Origin of the sequence: Streptomyces alkaliterrae (assembly GCF_007097205.2) — a bacterium.
In the GTDB taxonomy this organism is placed as follows: Bacteria; Actinomycetota; Actinomycetes; order Streptomycetales; family Streptomycetaceae; genus Streptomyces; species Streptomyces alkaliterrae.
In genome coordinates, this window is the sequence record NZ_VJYK02000122.1 from 1 (window position 1) to 15,758 (window position 15,758).

The window sequence follows — 15,758 nt, forward strand, 5'->3', positions numbered from 1 at the left end:
ACCCCCGCCACGTCCGCAGACCACCGGCACCGAGCCCCCCGCCGGGACGGACACCGAGACGGCCACGGCCGCCGGCACCACTGCCGACAGTGCCGGCGGCCCGGTCGAGCGGGCGCCGGACCTCCCGGCTCAGGGGCGAGGGGGCGAGGGGCCGCCGGGCGGCGTCGGTGCGGAAACGGCGGAGGGCGCCCCGGTCCCCGGCCAGAGCCGTGGTCGATCGACCGGCCCGAGGCCCCCAGCCGTCACGGAACGCCCGGCCGCTCCGAGGGTGGGGCCCGCACCTTCCGACGCGGCGCCCCCACGCGAGCGGGCCGAGGCGGGAACGTCCGGGGCCGTCGAGCCCCCGACGGTCCCCGGCCGGGCCGTGTCACCGCCCGAGCGGTCCGTGCGGCCGACGACCCGGCGGCTGCTCCGCTCGCGGGCCACCGCGGCCTCGGAGCGTTCCGCCTCAGAGGCCTCCGGCGGCAGTGGGCGTCGTGGGCGCGGGGCAGCGGGGGAGCGGGAGTACATCGGCGACCGTCCGCCCACCTACGAGCCCGAACCGACCGTGCTGCCCACCGCCGATCCGGAACGTCTCGGCGACCTGGTGCCCGACACGGTGCTGGACGGCACCAGGCACGGCGCGCTCACCGTGCGGGCGGTGTCCCAACGTGGCGACTCGGGGCGGTTCCGTGGACGGCCCCGAGGTGACGCCCTGCTGACGGCCGGGTTCGGGACGGGGGACGAGGGCCTGCTCCTGGTCGCCGTCGCGAGCGGCAGCCGGGCCGCCGCGGCAGGGCATCTGGCGGCCCGTGAGGTCTGCGAGTGGATCGGCGGGGCGATCGGACGCAGCCGCGCGCGGCTGGTGGAGGACATGCGGGAGGGGCGTCGGTCGGCGTTGAAGTCGGGGCTGGGCCGATTGACGGCCCGAAGCCTCGGCAGGCTTCGGGCGAGCGCCGCCCAGCAGGGGCTTGATCCGGCCGACTACACGGCCGGTCTGCGGTGTCTGCTGCTGCCGGCCGACCCGCGCTGTCAGGTCAGGCTGTTCTTCGGCGTCGGCCCGGGCGGTCTCTTCCGGCTCCGGGACGGGAGTTGGCAGGACCTGGAGCCCAGCGCGCCGCCGGGCGCCACGGTCCCGGGCGCCACGGTCCCGGGCGGTGGCCTCCCGGCCGGTGGCCTGGAGGCGGGCGTGCCGCCGGGGGCGGGGGCAGGTGGCCCGTCGGCGCCCGGCGGGTCGGCGTCCGAGCCGGTCACTCCGCCGTTCCTCTTCCGTACCTCACTCGCAGAACCCGGGGACAGGCTGCTGCTGTGCAGCGGCGGTATGGCGGAACCAATGCGTGGGGAGCGAGGGTTCCGGGCGGTGCTGGCCGACCGCTGGTCGGGCGCGGAGGCACCGGGCCTCGCGGACTTCCTCGCCGACGTGCAACTGCGGGCGAAGGGCTACGCGGACGACCGCACGGCGGTCGTCGTCTGGGAGTAGCGCGCGCCGGGACCGAGGCGGTCGGTGCCGTTCCGCAGGCGGCGGGAGGGCCGTCGCACCGGACGGGGAATCCGACTCCGGTGCGACGGCATCAGCCGAACTGCCGCTCGATCGCGGCGAGTTTCTCCTCCAGCGAGTCGAGCCGGGGGCCGGCCTGCCCGCCGTCGTCCGGATGCTCGTCCGCCTTGCCGCCGACCTCGTGCCGGGCACGGCTGCCGACGGTCTCGTCCGGACCGGCCTCCAGGGCCGGGCGGTTGCGCACCGGCAGCCGCCCGGGTTCGACCTCGCCGGCGTCCAGCGTCGGCGGCCCGACCTTCGCGGTGGCGGCCTGACCGGGGGTGATCTCCACCTCCACACGCCGGTTGTCGCCCCTGCGCCACATCCGGTGCTGCCGGTCCAGGGCCTTCATCCGGGCGCGTTCGAGCTTGCGCTGCTCCCGGGCGCGGGCGCGCTCCTCCTGCTTGCGCTGCCGGTCCTCGCGTACCTCGTCCACCGCTTCGTCGAGCGTGCGGACGCCCTCCAGCAGCATCAGCGACCAGGCGCGGAAGGTCTCCCTCGGCGCCCTGATCCACCGCACGGCCCGGATCTGCGGGAGCGGCCGGGGGACCAGCCCCTGTTCGCGCAGCGCGCTCTTGCGGGTCTGCTTGAGCGCCCGGTCGAAGAGGATCGCCGCGGACAGCGACATGCCCGCGAAGAAGTGCGGTGCTCCGGCGTGGTCCTCGCCGCGCGGCGCGTGCACCCAGTTGAACCAGGCCGCGGCTCCGGCGAACATCCACACGAGTATCCGCGATCCGAGTGACGCGTCGCCGTGGCTGGCCTCCCGGACGGCGATGACCGCGCAGAACATGGCCGCGCCGTCCAGCCCGAACGGGACCAGGTACTCCCAGCCGCCGCTGAGATTGAGGTTCTGCCGCCCGAATCCCACAAGCCCGTGGAAGGAGAGCGCGGCGGCGACTCCGGCGCAGCAGAAGAGCAGGAGATAGGAGGCGGTCGCGTAGATCGTCTCCTTGCGCCTGCGGCGTTCCTCCGCCTTCTCCCAGGAGTCGTTCTGGCCGGCCGCCTCGTCGCGGTCGTCTCGCTTTCGTCCCCTGGCCAGCAGCACCACGGCGGCAAGAAAGCCGACGAGCATCACGGTGCCTGCCAGCACCCAGTTGAGCGAGATATCCGTCAGTGCCGCAAGTGTCATCGCTGCCCCTAGTTCGGCCGTCCACGGCCGTGGCTTCGCTTTCGCGGAGCATCCTGGCCGAATTCACGACCCTCGCAGGGGCTTTCCCGCTAACTGACCGCTAATGGGCGGCGGCTGCGCCGAATTGGGGCATCTGGTTTCGAACGTGTCAGCTCTCTTCGGTCAGGCGGGCGATTCGTTCGCTGTCGCAGGTGCGCGGACAGGTCACACACGCCTCACGCGGACGCAGTGTGTAGAACAGGCAACAGTTGGCCCGGGTGCGGGTCGCGTGGGCGGTGCCGTCGGCGGCGCGGAGTTCGCGGAACCCGGCGCCGCTCGGATAGGGGCCCGTCGCCCCGGGCAGTACTCGTTCGGCCTCCGCCATCGCGTGGCGTTCCTCGCCCAGTAGTCGGCCGACGTACCACAGGCCCTCCACGATCTCGTCGGAGGCGACGCCCCACAGCGCGCGGGGGCGGCGCCGCATCCGGGGGCGGAAGGCGTCGAGCACGGGCGCCAGGTGTTCGGCGACGGCGGCCCGTACCTCCTCGGCCAGCTCCTCCTCGTCCGCCACGATCCGGGCTCCGGGAGCGGAGGCCGCCGGGTCGTCCGGCAGGCAGGCGAAGGGACCGGTCCGTACCGCCAGCCGGCCGGCCTCGCGGTGGAAGGCGACGGTTCCGGTCGGCAGGCGGGGCACCCGCCGGTGCAGGTACCAGGGGAACGTGATCAGCAGGGTCGCCGGCCAGGCGTAGCGGTGCAGTCCGAAGGAGGCGACGACGTCGGGCCGTCCCCGCTGCCCGTAGTCGCGCAGGATCTGCTCGTCGTCCCAGGAGAGGAAGGAGTCGGTGACGCCTCCGCCCGCGGCCAGCTGCTCCGTGGTCACCCAACCGTTTCCCACGGGCAGACTCCGGCCCTCGCGCAGTTCCTGTACGCGGAGTGCCGGCAGCAGTTCGGCCAGCCGCGCGTACGCGGCGGTCAGCGGGGTGTCCGCCGCGGGGGCGGACCGGGCTGGAGCGAGAGTGGTGGTGGCCATGCGGCGGTCCCGATTCCACGATCGTTAGCAGGTAAGCCTTACCTTAGCTGATGGAATCGAGGTTTGATCTCCCGCACTCTGCGCCTATGGTGCTCTTCGGACAATCAGTGGTGTCGACGTCAGGGCAGGAGGGCGGATGAGCGAGACCGGCGCGGAGACGGTGACCGGGGCCGAGGCCGCCCACGGCCCCGGACGGGCGGTGCCCGCGCAGCAGCGCCGGCTGCATCCGGCGCGGCCGGCCCCCGGCGCCGAGCGCGCGACGCGACCGCTGGACCGGCAGGCGTCCGCCCCGTTCGAGGGGCCCGGCGGACCCAGCCCGGCGGAGGCGGTGCGCGGTGAGCACGTGCACGGCGAGCAGCCGACCGGGCCGCGTCGCCAGTCGGTGCGCGCGCAGGTACTCGACGCGCTGCGCGCGGCACTGCTCAACGGTGAGCTGAGCCCCGGCCGGGTCTACTCGGCGCCGGCGCTGGCCGCCCGCTTCGGCGTCTCCCCGACACCGGTTCGCGAGGCCATGCAGCAGCTGGCCGGCGAGGGCGTGGTGGAGACCGTGCCCAACCGCGGCTTCCGGGTCGCCGAGCGTACCGCGCGGGACGTCGCGGAGCTGGCCGAGGTCCGGGTGATGGTGCAGGTGCCGGCGCTGCACCAGGCCGTGCGGCTGCGCGCGCCCGGCAGCTGGCGGGCGCTGCGCCCGCTGGCGGACGAGGTGCTGCGCTGCGCGGTGAACGGCGACGTCACCGGTTATGCGGCGGCGGACCGGGCGTTCCACTCGGCGCTGGTCGAGCCGTGCGGCAACCGCCGGCTGACCCGGCTGGTCGAGGAGCTGTGCCGGGGTGCCCAGCCGGGCCTGCTCGACCGGGCGACCGCGTGCGGGGTGGCCGCCCGGTACGGGGCGCTGCTCGACGCGCTCACCGCGCCGGACCTGCCGACCGCCGAGCGCCTGCTCCGCGAGATCCTCGCGGTCTGAGCGGTCTGAGCGGTCTGAGCGGTCTGAGCGGTCTGAGCGGTCTGGGCGGTCTGGGAGCGCTCAGTCTCCGCCTCCGCCGGGCGGCCGACCCGGCCGGGTTCAGGCGGCGGCGAGTCGGCCGGCGAGCCAGGTGGGAACGCCGCCGAGGAGCCGGAAGAGCCGGTGGGCCTCGGCCCGCAGCCGGTCCCCCTCCGCCTGTGGCGCGACGTCCGCGAGCGAAACGAGAGCCGGTGCCATGCCGACGAGGAAGCCCAGCTCCTCACGTATCCGCAGCGACTCCGCGAAGCCCTGGCGGGCTTCGGTCAGCTCCCCCTCGCGCAGGGCGAGTCCGGCCAGGTGGCGCCAGGTGAAGGAACACAGCAGCGAGTCGCCGTGGGTGGTGGCGGCGGCGTGTGCCCGCCGGTAGGCGGCCTCGGCGGACTGGGGGCTGTCCGCCAGGAACTCGGCGAGCAGTCCGCGTCGGAAGTCCAGCAGCGCCCGTTCGGGGGCGTCGGGAGGGAGCAGCGCGGCTGCCCGGCCGAGTGCCGCGCGGGCCTCGTCGGAGCGGTCGCGGCCGCCCACCACGGTTGCCGCGTAGGCGAGTTGGCCTCGTTCGCAGGCCGCCGCGCCGCGATCGACGTCGGACGTTGCGGCCGCCTCGGCGGCGCGTACGGCCTCCTCCGCCTCCGCCCAGCCTGCCGCGGTGAACAGGCAGCGCTCCACCAGCAGGGCGGCTCGGCGCACCGCCTGCCGGGGCTCTCGTGCGGCGTGTACGTCGAGCAGGGCCGCCGCGTCCTCCCAGCAGCCTCGGGAGCGGAGCCGCCAGATGGCGGCGCTCAGTGGATCGTCTCCTTCCGGATGCTCTCGGATGGTGTCCCGCCGAACCGGACCTGACCTGGCGGGTTCCGCCACAGTGCCCTCCCCAAGCGCGCCTTCGAGCCGGAAATCCGCCCCGGGTGTGTCGCTGGTCGTGCTCCGGCTCGCGCCCCTGCCGCCGGTCCGCACGACACCCCGAAGCTGCGAGATGTGGTTCGCATCTCAGCACGGATCACACCGCCGGGCCAAGGGTTTGGTGTGAATCTGTTCACAATCTTGGTCCGGGCGCTTCCCGGCGTGGTGTTGCGGCCGGTCCCCGGGGTGGGCGACCGGCGACGACGTCGGTTTCCGGTTGCGCTCAGAATCGGCCAAACAGAAAGGGTGGAATGGTGGCCGAGGAGGCTCTGTTGACATGCGCCACATGCGACGATCCAGGGCCGTGACCGGTGCGGAAGGGGGATGTATGGCCCGAGTGGCGTGGCTTGATCTCGATTGTCCGGCGTGGGCTCCGGCCCTGTCGGGACGGCGGGTGATGCGCCGACGACTACACATGCTGTACAAAGGAGTTGTGCCTGCCCGGTGTGCATCCCCCGTCGCACCGGGCAGGTGCTTTTTGTAGGTCTCCCCTCTCCGGCCTCTTCCGGCCTCGTCCACGGTGCGGCATCTCAGCGCCCGTTGGCATCTCCCTCCGCGCCGTCTCCGGCGCCGATCATCACCAGACGACCGCCGTGGTCAAGCGGCGTGCCGACGTCCAGCACCCGCGGGTCCCCGCCGCCGTCCGCGTCGAGCAGGACCACCTGCCCGTGCCCTCCGCGGCTGGCCGCGACCCAACCCGCGCCGGGAGAGGCCGCGACGGCCCGCCGCTGCACACCCTCCCAGGGCGAGCGGCCGCCTCGCGGCGCGCCGTCCATCGGTGCCAGCGGCACCCGCCGCACCACCTCGGGGCTGGTCGACTCGGCGTCGAGCAGCAGCAGTTCGTCGCCGTCCGGGTGGATGCGGGTGAAGGCCGCGTGCCGCGCGGTGAAGGCCATCCGGAAGACCAGGCCGGGCCCCAGGTCGCACACCTCGGTGCGGTGGCCGTCGAGTTCGTGGCGCCAGGCATGGTTGGTCCATTCGCTCCAGCGCTGCGGCTCGGCGGGCCCGCCGCGCAGGCACGACCACAGGGTTCGGCGGTGCGGATCGAGCCGGAGGAAGTAGCCGCGTCCCGGCGCCCGCCAGGGCAGTGTCTCCTCGGCGACGAGGACGCCGTCCCGGCGGCGTGCCCGGTGCACGCCCTGACTCGTGGCGGCGAACACCCGGCCGGTCAGCGGGTCCTGGGCGTCCCCGTGTCCGTCGGGTGGCAGCGGCAGGCTCTGGTGGGCGGCGGCGGGTGGGCAGCCGGGTGTCGCGTCCAGCAGCTCCGACCAGCGGTGCACGGTCAGTGCGCCGGGTTCGCGGTGGCGCAGCACCACCCAGGCGTTCTCGCCGTCCGCCGGGTCGGCCAGGACGGTCACTCCCGGCTCGCCGGGGCGGGTGCGGACGCGGACGCAGTCCCCGTCGACCAGGTCCAGCACGGTCAACAGCTCCGACCAGGGCTCGGTGTTGTCGCCGAGGCCGGTGGTCAGAGCCAGGCGCCGCCCGGCGGGGTCGGCTGCCAGCTGTTCGGCGGGCGTGGCGACGGGAAGGCGTCGTTCCACCAGCGGGCCGCCGTCGCGGGCGCCGAACGGATCGAGCACCAGCAGCTCGCCGGCCCGGTCGTCGACGCAGGCCACCCGACCGCCGGGCAGTGCGAGGAAGCCGGGGTGCTCGGCGAGGTGACGGCCCTCCAGGGAGGCGACCGGTGTGCCGTCCGGAACGGTCAACAGCCGTGCGCGGCCGGCGATCTGGTCGGAGACGAGCAGTAGGGGAGCGGTGGTCATGAGGTTCTGCCCTCCGGGCGGGTGAAAACTTGTAATGATAACGATTATCATGTGTACCCTGCCTGCTCGGTGGGAAAAGGGGCGCCCTCCGAGGTGTTCACGCTCGCCCCGCACGTCGAGAAGGAACCGAGAACCGCCATGCCGCGTACCGCGCTACGACACGCCAGACGACTCATCGCCGCCGCCGTACTGGGTTCCCTGTTGGCCGGTTGCGGCGGAACCGCCGAGACGGCGGACGACGACGGCAAGGACACCGGGGCCCGGACCGGGCTGAAGGTCGAGCCGATCGAGTCCGCCCGCGAGATCAAGGACGTCAAGGGCGTCCGCGTGGCCACCGACAAGGCGCCCCGGCGCGTGGTGTGCCTGGTCGCCATCTGCGACGACATGCTGATCGAGCTGGGGCTGACGCCCGCCGCGACGAACAACGCCCTGCTGGCCCACGAGGACTTCCTCGGCAAGAAGAAGGCCGCGAAGGTCCCTGTCATCCCCGGCGGCTTCATCGCCCCCGAGGTGGAGGCCGTCCTCTCCCACAAGCCGGACCTGGTCATCGGGCTCACCGACACCCACGGCAAGCTGGCGCCCGCGCTCAAGGGCGCCACGACCTTCTGGCCGGTCCAGCCCGACGACTGGCAGGACAGCGTCGCCTATCTGCGCGACCTCGCCGCCCTCACCGGCCGCACCGAGGAGGGCGAGAAGGCCGAACGGACCTTCCGCGCCAAGCTCGCCGCAGCCGAGAAGAAGCCCAGTGAGCTCACCTCGCTGATCATCTACGGCAGCGACGAGAACTTCGGCGTCGCCACCCCCGGCACCGACGTCGCCGCCGGGCTGTTCCCCAAGATCTCCCGCTACCCGTGGAAGTCCCGTGGTGTGGAGGGCAGTTACAGCCTGGAGGAGATCCTGGCCAGGGACGTCGACGTGCTCTTCGTGGAGACCCTGTCGTTCGGCGAGGACGACGGCAAGCTCTCCGAGAAGCTGGCGAAGAACCCGCTGTGGGGCAGGATCCCGGCCGTCCGCAACGGCGACGTGCACGAGGTCGACTCCGAGGTGTGGGCCAAGGGGCGCGGCACCCGCTCGCTGGGCGTCGTCCTCGACGAGGCCACGGCCGCTCTCCGGTGAGTCGGCGGCCCCTCGCGCGGGCGGCGGGCGGGGCGCGGGACACTCCCGCCGGCGCCCCGCCCGTCGCCGTTCCCGCGGAGCATCGGCCACCGGTCGGGCGTGAGGCGTCGCCCGGCGACCGCTCTCGGCTCCGGCGGGCCCAACCCCTGCTTGTTTTCGGCCTGTTGCTGCTCGCCGCGGTGACCGGACTGTCCCTGGGCACCCCGGTCGTTCCCCCGCACGCCCTGCCCGGCGCCCTGCTCGGCGGCGCCGAGGACCTGGCCTCCCTCGTCGTCGCCGAGCTGCGGCTGCCGCGGCTGGCGCTCGCCCTGCTGGCCGGCGCCTGCCTCGGCGCGGCCGGCCTGGTCCTCCAGGAGGCGCTGCGCAACCAGCTGGCCGTGCCCGAACTGCTGGGCGTCTCCTCCGGCGCCGCGCTCGGCGTGGCGGCCCCGCTGGTCCTGGCGTACTCGATCCCCGCCGTGGTGCAACCCGGGCTGGCCATCGCCGGCGCCACCCTGGGAGGGGCCCTCACGCTGCTCGCCGCCGGTTTCGGGCGCAGCCCTTCGGCGGTGCTGCTGACCGGGGCGGCGGTGGCGGCCGCGCTCCAGGCGGCGCTGCTGGTGATGATGGTGATGGCCGACCAGCTCGACCTCCAGCTCATCTACCGCTATCTGCTCGGCTCGCTCTCCGCCCGGACCTGGGACGACGTGAGCGGGCTCGGACCGTGGCTGCTAGTGGCCGGTCCGGCCCTGGTGCTGTGCGCGCCGGTGCTCGGTGTGCTGCGCCTCGGCGACGACGACGCCGAGGCCCTGGGCGTACGGGTGCGGCGGGCCCGGCTGGCCGCGCTCGCCGTGGCGGTGGTGCTGATCGCGCCCGTCGTCGCGGTGTGCGGCCCGGTCGCCTGGGTGGGCTTCCTCGCGCCCCAGCTGGCCCGGCGCTTCAATCCCGCGGGGAACGCGGCGAGTTGGCTGCCGTGGTCGGCGGCCTGGGGAGCGGTGGTGGTGGTCGTCGCCGACGTTCCGGCACGGCTGGCCCTCGCACCTGTGGAGACACCGGTCGGCGCCTGGACCGCACTGCTCGGCGTGCCCGCCGGTGTGCTGCTGCTGCGCCGCACGACGGGAGGCGCGCGATGACGGCGACGGTCAGCCGAAGGTTCGTACTGCTGGGCGCGGTGCTGCTGGCGGCGGTCTGCGCCCAGGTACTGGCCGGTCGCGCGCTGTCGCCCCCGGCCGTGTGGGAGGTGCTGACCGGCGGCGGCGACCACACCGACCGGCACGTCTTCTTCCAGCTCCGAGTACCCCGGCTGCTGGTGGCGCTCGGCGCCGGTGCCTGCCTGGGCGTCGCCGGGCTGGTGCTCCAGTCGGCGCTCCGCAACCCGCTGGCCGGCCCGGAGGTCACCGGTGTCACCCCGGGCGCCGTGCTCGGCGCGGTGACCGCGACCGGTCTCGGGCTCGCCGGCTGGGACTCCCCGGCGGCCGTCGTGCTGGCCGCGACCGTCGGCGGCTTCGCGGGCGCGGGCCTGCTGTGGCTGCTCGCCGGCCGGCAGCGCTCGGATCCGGCGGGCACGGCCGTCTACGGCGTGCTCGTCTCGGCGGTGCTGGGCGGCCTCACCGCCATGGTCCTGCTGGTCGCGCCCGGTGAACTGGGCAGCGTGGTGCAGTGGTTGGTCGGTTCCACCGAGGGGCGGGTGTGGCACCACTGGCACCTGATGTGGCCGTGGGCGCTGGCCTGGGCGGTGCTGGCCTGGCTGCTCGCCGGACCGCTGACCTTGCTGCGCTGCGGTGACGAGCAGGCCTCCGCCCTGGGACTGGCCGCCGACCGGGCCCGGGCGCTCGCCCTGCTGTGCGCGGTGGCCCTCACGGCGGCGGCGGTCTCGGCGGTCGGCGCGCTCGGCTTTGTGGGGCTGCTCATCCCGCATGTGGCGATCGCGGTGTTCGGCGCGGACCTGCGGGTGACGCTGCCGGGGGCGGCGCTGCTCGGGGCGACGGTGGTGTGCGTCGCGGACGCCCTCGCCCAGTCACTTGCCCGGACGCTGGCGGTGCTGCTGGACGCCGGGCGGCTGACGCTGCCGGTGGGCGCGGTCACCAGCTTCCTGGGCGCGGCCCTGCTGCTGCTCGCGGTGCGCCGCACGCCCGACCGTGAGTACTGACGCGCCCGAATCCCGAAGAGCGGGTCCCTTGATGCACACAGGAGTTGAGATGGCAGACGCCGTCGGAATCACGGTCGAGGACGTGTCCTTCGGCTACCCGGGACGTCCGGTGCTCGCCGGCGTCGACCTGCGGGTGGAACCGGGCGAGTTGACCGCCCTGGTCGGATTGAACGGTTGCGGGAAGTCCACCTTGCTGCGGCTGGTCGCCGGGCTGCTGCGCCCGGCGTCCGGCCGGGTGCTGCTGGGCGAGGACGACCTGGCTCGGCTGACCAGACGGGCGACGGCCCGCCGGGTGGCCCTGCTGCACCAGTCGGCTCCGGCGGTGCCGGGCCTGACCGTACGGCAGTTGGTGCGGCAGGGCCGCTACGCGGCGCGCGGGCCGCTCGGCATGCTGCGGGCCGGGGAGGACTCGACGGTCGCCCGGGCGCTCGCGGACGCCGGGGTCACCGCGTGGGCGGACCGGCCGGTGGACGCGCTGTCCGGCGGGGAGCGGCAGCGGGTGCGGCTGGCGATGGCGTTGGCCCAGGACACCCGGGTGCTGCTGCTCGACGAGCCGACCACCTACCTCGACCTGCGGCACCAGCTGGAGGTCCTCCAGACGGTGGTGCGGTTGCGGGAGGAGCGCGGTCTGACGGTGCTGATGGTGCTGCACGACCTCGCCCACGCGGCCCGCTTCGCCGAGCGAATCGTCGCGCTGCGCGGTGGCGTGGTGGTCGCCGACGGTGCCCCCGAGGAGGTCGTGACGCCGGCGTTCCTCGCGGAGGTGCTGGACGTCGTCGGCCGGGTGGGCGTCGACCCGGAGGGCGGGTGGCCGGTGTGTTACCCAGATCACCCCGCGGCGACTAGTAAACGATAATCATTTTCATCTACTCTCTGTGTGTGGCGCCCGAACGGACGTCGCACAGTAGAGAGTTACGGAGGATCACCATGGAGCAGGAGCGGATCTTCGCCCCGATCGCCGACCCGGGCCAGCTGGCCCACAACTCGGCCTCGCACTCCAACGCGCTCGTCGAGAACCCCTTCGACGAGGTCGACGGCAACGCCGACAGCGAGTAATCCGGCGTAACCGCCAGGCGGGCCCGCTCCGGCGACGGACGGGCCCGCCGCTCTCGCCCCACCCCCGCCCGCCGCGCGTCGACGTACCGCGCCGCCACCACCGAGCGAAAGACGAAAGGCCACATCGTGTCCAGCCAGCCAGGGACTGTCCGACCGGCCGCAGCGGCGCCACGGCGGCTGGCGCCCGGTGTCGAGGTGGTCGCCGTGCCCGCGCGCGCCGGGGACGGCGTGGCCGAGCTGGCCGTGCGGACCGCCGACGGGGAGTTCCTGCGGGTCAACACCGGTGAGGCGCCCGTGCCCAGACTGCTCGCCCACCTCGCCGGGGACGCGGCTTCGAACACCGGCGCCGACGGCCTCGACGCGCCCTCCGGCGAACTCGACCGGCTCACCGGCGCGTTCGACCAGGCCGGCTATCTCACCGCACGTCCCTCCACCACCGCATGGGCCGCAGACCGCCGCACGGTATGGCTGCTCGGCGACGAGCGGATCACCGGCCCGCTGACCGCGCTCCTGGCGGCCGCCGGAGCCGACCCCCGGCCCACCGAACCCGCCGAACTGGCCACGCTGCTCGACGAGCCCGAGTGCCCGCCGGCACCGGCGGCCGTCGTCTGGTGCCTGGACGGACCCGTCCCGCCAGGGCTCTGGGACGCCGCCGACCGGCTCCCCGAACGCGGCGTCGCCTGGCTGCGTTGCCACCGCGAGGGCTGGCAGGCGTGGCTCGAACCGCTCGCCGCGCTACCCGGCGACGTCACCTCCGCCCACATACGCGCCCGCCGGCTCGCCGCAACTCCCGCCCACCGGGAACTCGCCGCCTACTGGCGCGGCGCGCGCACCACCGGCCACCCGGCACCGCTGACCGGGCCCGCCGCCGCGCTCATCGCCGCGTTGCTCGCCGCCGACCTGGCCGACTGGGCGGGCGCCGCCCCCGGCGAGGGCGGCCTGCCTGCCCGCCGCCGACTGCGCCGCGTCGACCTGCGGGACCTCACCGTCGAGAACCACCCCGTCCTGCCGGTACCGCCGGTCGCCCCCCGACGCCGCGGAACGCCATGACCGCCACGCCGACGACCCCCGCCCGGCCGCGCCCGTCCGCCGCGCGCACCCATCGGGTACCCGCCCCGGACGGCGCCCTCCTGGCCACCGACGTCCAACTCCCGGCCGGGCCAGGGCCGTTCACCACCGTGCTCATCCGCACCCCCTACGGCAGAACCGGGCACCGGGCGGAGCTGGCCGGCTGGGCCCGGCACGGGTTCGCCGCCGTCGCCCAGGACGTACGCGGCCGCCACGACTCCGACGGCGACTGGCGGCCCTACACCACCGAGGACCGCGACGGCACCGCCACCGCCCGCTGGATACGCCGCCGCCCCTGGTCCGACGGCAGGATCGTGGCCGCCGGCGGCTCCTACGCCGCCTACTGCGCGCTCACCCTCGCCCTCGACGCCCCCGGGGACGCCCGCCCGGACGCCGTCCTCGCTGCCGTCCCCGTCCTCGGCCCGGCGGAGACCGCCAGAGAGCCCGACGGCTGCGAGCGGCTGTACGACCGCGTCGGCTGGTGGACCGCCCACGGCGGTCGGCGCGTCGGCGACCCCTCGGCGCTCGCCGACGCGCTCACCGCCGACCCCCAACTGCTCGACCACCTCCCCGTGTCGGACCTGCCCCGGCGCCTGGGCCGCCCGCTTCCCGGCTGGACCGCGCTGTGGGAGGCGCCGTACGGGCGGCTGCTCGACCGGGCCGCCGACGCCACCACCCCGCTGCTCGCCGTCGGCGGCACCCACGACACCTTCACCGCAGAGACCGAACGGCTGTGGAGCCGATGGGGAGGGCCGACGGCCCGGCTGCTCATCGGTCCCTGGGGGCACGGCCTGACCGCCCAACCCGGCCCCGACGCCGACCCCGCACACCGGCTGCCCCTCGGTCCGCTCTATGCCCGATGGGCACGCGCCGCACTCGCCGACACCCTCACGCCCGGCCACCGCGGCGTCGTCGCGCTCGGCGGCAGCCCGCTGTGGCTCACCACCGACAGCACCGCCCCCGGCCACGCCCTGCCGCTCGGCGGCGCCACCGGACTCCGACTGCTCGGCGGCCCGCGCTTCACCGCCGACCCCCGCCGACCCGTGCGCTCCGACGAACTGGCGGTGGCGCCGGAGCCGAGCGACCGCGCGCTGGCGGCGACCGGACCGCTGCCGCGCCCGCTCGACCTCTTCGGCCCCGCCGAGGTCCGGCTGCGGGCCCGCTCCGCCACGCCGAGCGCCGACTGGGTCGCCCGGCTTGTCGCCCTCGACCCGGCCGGACACGCCGCCCCGCTGGCCACCGGCATCGCCCGGCGACACCACCAACCGGGCGGCGACGCCGAGTTCACCGTCCCGCTGGGGCGGCTCGCCCGTCGGCTGGCGGCCGGCACGAGGCTGCGCCTGGAGATCGCCGGCCACCACTTCCCGGCCCACGCCCGCAACCCCCACACCGGCCAGGACCCGCTCACCGCCACCGAACAACCACCGTCCGAACGGGAGTTGATCCCCGAGGGCAGTGCGCTGCTGCTGCCGCGCCTGGAACGCGGCGCCTTCACCGCATCCGTCGACCCCGTACAGGAGATATGCCGATGAGCCGCCCGACGAGCCTTCCGCTGGAAGCCCTGGTCGATCCCGTGTGCGGCGTCGTGCGCTCGGTCGGGCCCGTGCCGCACCCCGAGGGCGCCCCGCCGCGCTACACCGCGATGACCGCCGAGGTCGCCGACGCCCGGCACCTGGGCGCCTGGCCCGCCGACCGGGTCTCACTGGGCACCACGTTCGGCGACCCGGACGGCGCGCGGCTGGCCGCCGTCGCGGAGGCCGTGGAACGGTACTGCGGCAACCGGGTCCCGCCGCCCGGCCACCGGGACGAACCGCTGCGCGCCACCGCCGACGAACTCCTCGCCAAGGGACTGCGGTTGTACGGCCCCGACGACGTACCCCGCAACGCGCCCTGGCAGTACGACCGCCCCGGCTTCCCCTACCGGCCGCTGGACGGCGGCACCCCGGCGCTGTGGGCGCGCGCCCAGGAGCTGCTGCCCGGGGGCCAACGCGCCGAGTGCTGGGCCCCGGTCTCCCTGACCTACCTCAACTGGCGGCAGGGCGAGCTGCGTTCGCTGCCCCGCACCCACCACCTCAACTACGCCGGTATCGCCACCGGTCAGGGGCTGGACGACGCGGTCGAACGCGGCCTGCTGGAGGTCGTCGAACGGGACGCGCTCGAACTGTGGTGGCAACTGGGCGGGCCCGCGCGCGGCATCGATCCCGGCAGTGTGCCGGGCCTCGCCGCCGATCTGGCCGGCAGCGGACTGCGGGTGTGGATCGTCGAGATGCCCTCCGAGTTCGCGCCCTGCGCGGCGGCCCTGGTGCACGACCCGGCGAGCGGCGTGTACGCGGCCGGGTTCGCCTGCCGCCTCGACCCGGCGGAGGCCGCCCGCAAGGCGGTCCTGGAGGCTGTGCACACCTGGGTGTTCACCCTCGGCGTCACCGACGCCGACGGCTGGGTCTTCCGGTCCGTGGAGGCCGGACTGCTGGCGCGCGGCCTCTACCTCGACCACCGTGCCGACGGCCGCTACCTCGATTCCAGCGGCACCCACTTCGCCGCCGTCCGCGACCTCGGCGCCCACGTCCAGGTCTGGCTCGACGAGCGGGTGCACCCACTGGCGGAACGGTTCACCGCGCCTTCCGGCGGAGTGGTCCCCGTCGACCGGGTACCGGCCGCCACCCGGGCCGAACTGGACGAGCGACTGCGCGCCGGAGGACACCGCGTCATCGCCGCCGACCTCACCACCGAGGACGTCAACGAGACCGAACTGCGCGTCGCCCGCGTGCTGGTGTCCGGACTGGTGCCCAACGCTCCTGCTGCCTTCGGCTACTTCGGCTGCCCGCGCTTCGCACAGGCCGCGCTCGCCCGCGGCTGGCGCGAGACGGCACCCGCCGAGCCGGCGGACTTCACCCTCACCCCGCCACCGCACATGTGAGGCCGCCGATGCGGTACCCCCATGATCCCGACACCACCGACACCACCGACACCACCGACACCACCGACACCACCGACACCACCGACACCACCGACACCACCGACACCACCGACACCACCGACACCACCGACACCACCGACACCGAAACCGCCACCACAACAG

Annotated in this window: 14 protein-coding genes; 10 read left to right on the forward strand and 4 right to left on the reverse strand. The window is 74.8% G+C overall.

The window, feature by feature from the left end; translation table 11 throughout:
- Window positions 1-385 precede the first annotated feature (385 nt).
- Window positions 386-1,459 (forward strand): protein phosphatase 2C domain-containing protein, encoded by a 1,074-nt coding sequence (locus FNX44_RS13595; protein WP_323369333.1) that lies wholly within the window; start codon window positions 386-388, stop codon window positions 1,457-1,459.
- A 91-nt stretch (window positions 1,460-1,550) separates the two neighbouring features.
- Here the strand turns inward: FNX44_RS13595 and FNX44_RS13600 are convergent, their stop codons facing one another.
- Together FNX44_RS13600 and FNX44_RS13605 are read right to left on the reverse strand one after the other, a co-directional pair.
- The gene (locus FNX44_RS13600) at window positions 1,551-2,645 is read right to left on the reverse strand and encodes a DUF2637 domain-containing protein (protein WP_143648402.1); all 1,095 of its coding nucleotides are present in this window, start codon (window positions 2,643-2,645) and stop codon (window positions 1,551-1,553) included.
- A gap of 148 nt (window positions 2,646-2,793) precedes the next feature.
- The gene (locus tag FNX44_RS13605) at window positions 2,794-3,654 is read right to left on the reverse strand and encodes a (2Fe-2S)-binding protein (protein ID WP_143648403.1); all 861 of its coding nucleotides are present in this window, start codon (window positions 3,652-3,654) and stop codon (window positions 2,794-2,796) included.
- 136 nt (window positions 3,655-3,790) lie between these two features.
- Here FNX44_RS13605 and FNX44_RS13610 point away from each other — a divergent pair, with 136 nt between their 5' ends.
- Window positions 3,791-4,618 carry a GntR family transcriptional regulator gene (locus tag FNX44_RS13610; protein WP_143648405.1) on the forward strand — a complete coding sequence of 276 codons (828 nt, stop codon included), beginning with the start codon at window positions 3,791-3,793 and terminating at the stop codon, window positions 4,616-4,618.
- 99 nt (window positions 4,619-4,717) lie between these two features.
- Here FNX44_RS13610 and FNX44_RS13615 read toward each other — a convergent pair whose 3' ends face one another.
- Window positions 4,718-5,509 carry a hypothetical protein gene (locus tag FNX44_RS13615; protein ID WP_407699134.1) on the reverse strand — a complete coding sequence of 264 codons (792 nt, stop codon included), beginning with the start codon at window positions 5,507-5,509 and terminating at the stop codon, window positions 4,718-4,720.
- Between the two features lie 569 nt (window positions 5,510-6,078).
- Window positions 6,079-7,311 carry a hypothetical protein gene (locus FNX44_RS13620; protein ID WP_143648407.1) on the reverse strand — a complete coding sequence of 411 codons (1,233 nt, stop codon included), beginning with the start codon at window positions 7,309-7,311 and terminating at the stop codon, window positions 6,079-6,081.
- A gap of 138 nt (window positions 7,312-7,449) precedes the next feature.
- Here FNX44_RS13620 and FNX44_RS13625 point away from each other — a divergent pair, with 138 nt between their 5' ends.
- From FNX44_RS13625 to FNX44_RS13655, 8 genes are all read left to right on the forward strand, one after another.
- Entirely contained in the window at window positions 7,450-8,427 is a 978-nt protein-coding gene (locus FNX44_RS13625) for an ABC transporter substrate-binding protein (protein ID WP_143648420.1), read from the forward strand.
- A 179-nt stretch (window positions 8,428-8,606) separates the two neighbouring features.
- Window positions 8,607-9,539, forward strand: a complete 933-nt coding sequence (locus tag FNX44_RS13630; protein WP_407699135.1) for a FecCD family ABC transporter permease — start codon at window positions 8,607-8,609, stop codon at window positions 9,537-9,539.
- Window positions 9,536-10,555, forward strand: a complete 1,020-nt coding sequence (locus FNX44_RS13635) for a FecCD family ABC transporter permease (protein WP_143648410.1) — start codon at window positions 9,536-9,538, stop codon at window positions 10,553-10,555. Before FNX44_RS13630 ends, FNX44_RS13635 begins: the two co-directional genes overlap by 4 nt.
- Before the next feature lie 49 nt (window positions 10,556-10,604).
- Complete coding sequence (locus FNX44_RS13640) at window positions 10,605-11,411, forward strand: ABC transporter ATP-binding protein (protein WP_143648412.1); 807 nt, start codon at window positions 10,605-10,607, stop codon at window positions 11,409-11,411.
- Window positions 11,412-11,482: 71 nt separating this feature from the next.
- Window positions 11,483-11,611, forward strand: coding sequence for a streptamidine family RiPP (gene amiA, locus FNX44_RS29505; protein WP_267129467.1), 129 nt, complete (start codon window positions 11,483-11,485; stop codon window positions 11,609-11,611).
- A 204-nt stretch (window positions 11,612-11,815) separates the two neighbouring features.
- The gene (locus FNX44_RS13645) at window positions 11,816-12,661 is read left to right on the forward strand and encodes a hypothetical protein (protein ID WP_323369334.1); all 846 of its coding nucleotides are present in this window, start codon (window positions 11,816-11,818) and stop codon (window positions 12,659-12,661) included.
- Window positions 12,658-14,211, forward strand: coding sequence for a CocE/NonD family hydrolase (locus FNX44_RS13650; protein ID WP_143648414.1), 1,554 nt, complete (start codon window positions 12,658-12,660; stop codon window positions 14,209-14,211). Before FNX44_RS13645 ends, FNX44_RS13650 begins: the two co-directional genes overlap by 4 nt.
- On the forward strand, window positions 14,208-15,596 hold the full coding sequence (locus FNX44_RS13655; RefSeq protein ID WP_407699182.1) for a YcaO-like family protein: 1,389 nt from the start codon (window positions 14,208-14,210) through the stop codon (window positions 15,594-15,596). Before FNX44_RS13650 ends, FNX44_RS13655 begins: the two co-directional genes overlap by 4 nt.
- Window positions 15,597-15,758 lie beyond the last annotated feature (162 nt).

Coding starts and splice junctions, on each gene's coding strand:
- FNX44_RS13600 (WP_143648402.1), bottom strand. CDS start 2,645: ATGACACTTGCGGCACTGACGGATATCTCGCTCAACTGGGTGCTGGCA.
- FNX44_RS13605 (WP_143648403.1), bottom strand. CDS start 3,654: ATGGCCACCACCACTCTCGCTCCAGCCCGGTCCGCCCCCGCGGCGGAC.
- FNX44_RS13610 (WP_143648405.1), top strand. CDS start 3,791: ATGAGCGAGACCGGCGCGGAGACGGTGACCGGGGCCGAGGCCGCCCAC.
- FNX44_RS13620 (WP_143648407.1), bottom strand. CDS start 7,311: ATGACCACCGCTCCCCTACTGCTCGTCTCCGACCAGATCGCCGGCCGC.
- FNX44_RS13625 (WP_143648420.1), top strand. CDS start 7,450: ATGCCGCGTACCGCGCTACGACACGCCAGACGACTCATCGCCGCCGCC.
- FNX44_RS13635 (WP_143648410.1), top strand. CDS start 9,536: ATGACGGCGACGGTCAGCCGAAGGTTCGTACTGCTGGGCGCGGTGCTG.
- FNX44_RS13640 (WP_143648412.1), top strand. CDS start 10,605: ATGGCAGACGCCGTCGGAATCACGGTCGAGGACGTGTCCTTCGGCTAC.
- amiA (WP_267129467.1), top strand. CDS start 11,483: ATGGAGCAGGAGCGGATCTTCGCCCCGATCGCCGACCCGGGCCAGCTG.
- FNX44_RS13650 (WP_143648414.1), top strand. CDS start 12,658: ATGACCGCCACGCCGACGACCCCCGCCCGGCCGCGCCCGTCCGCCGCG.
- FNX44_RS13655 (WP_407699182.1), top strand. CDS start 14,208: ATGAGCCGCCCGACGAGCCTTCCGCTGGAAGCCCTGGTCGATCCCGTG.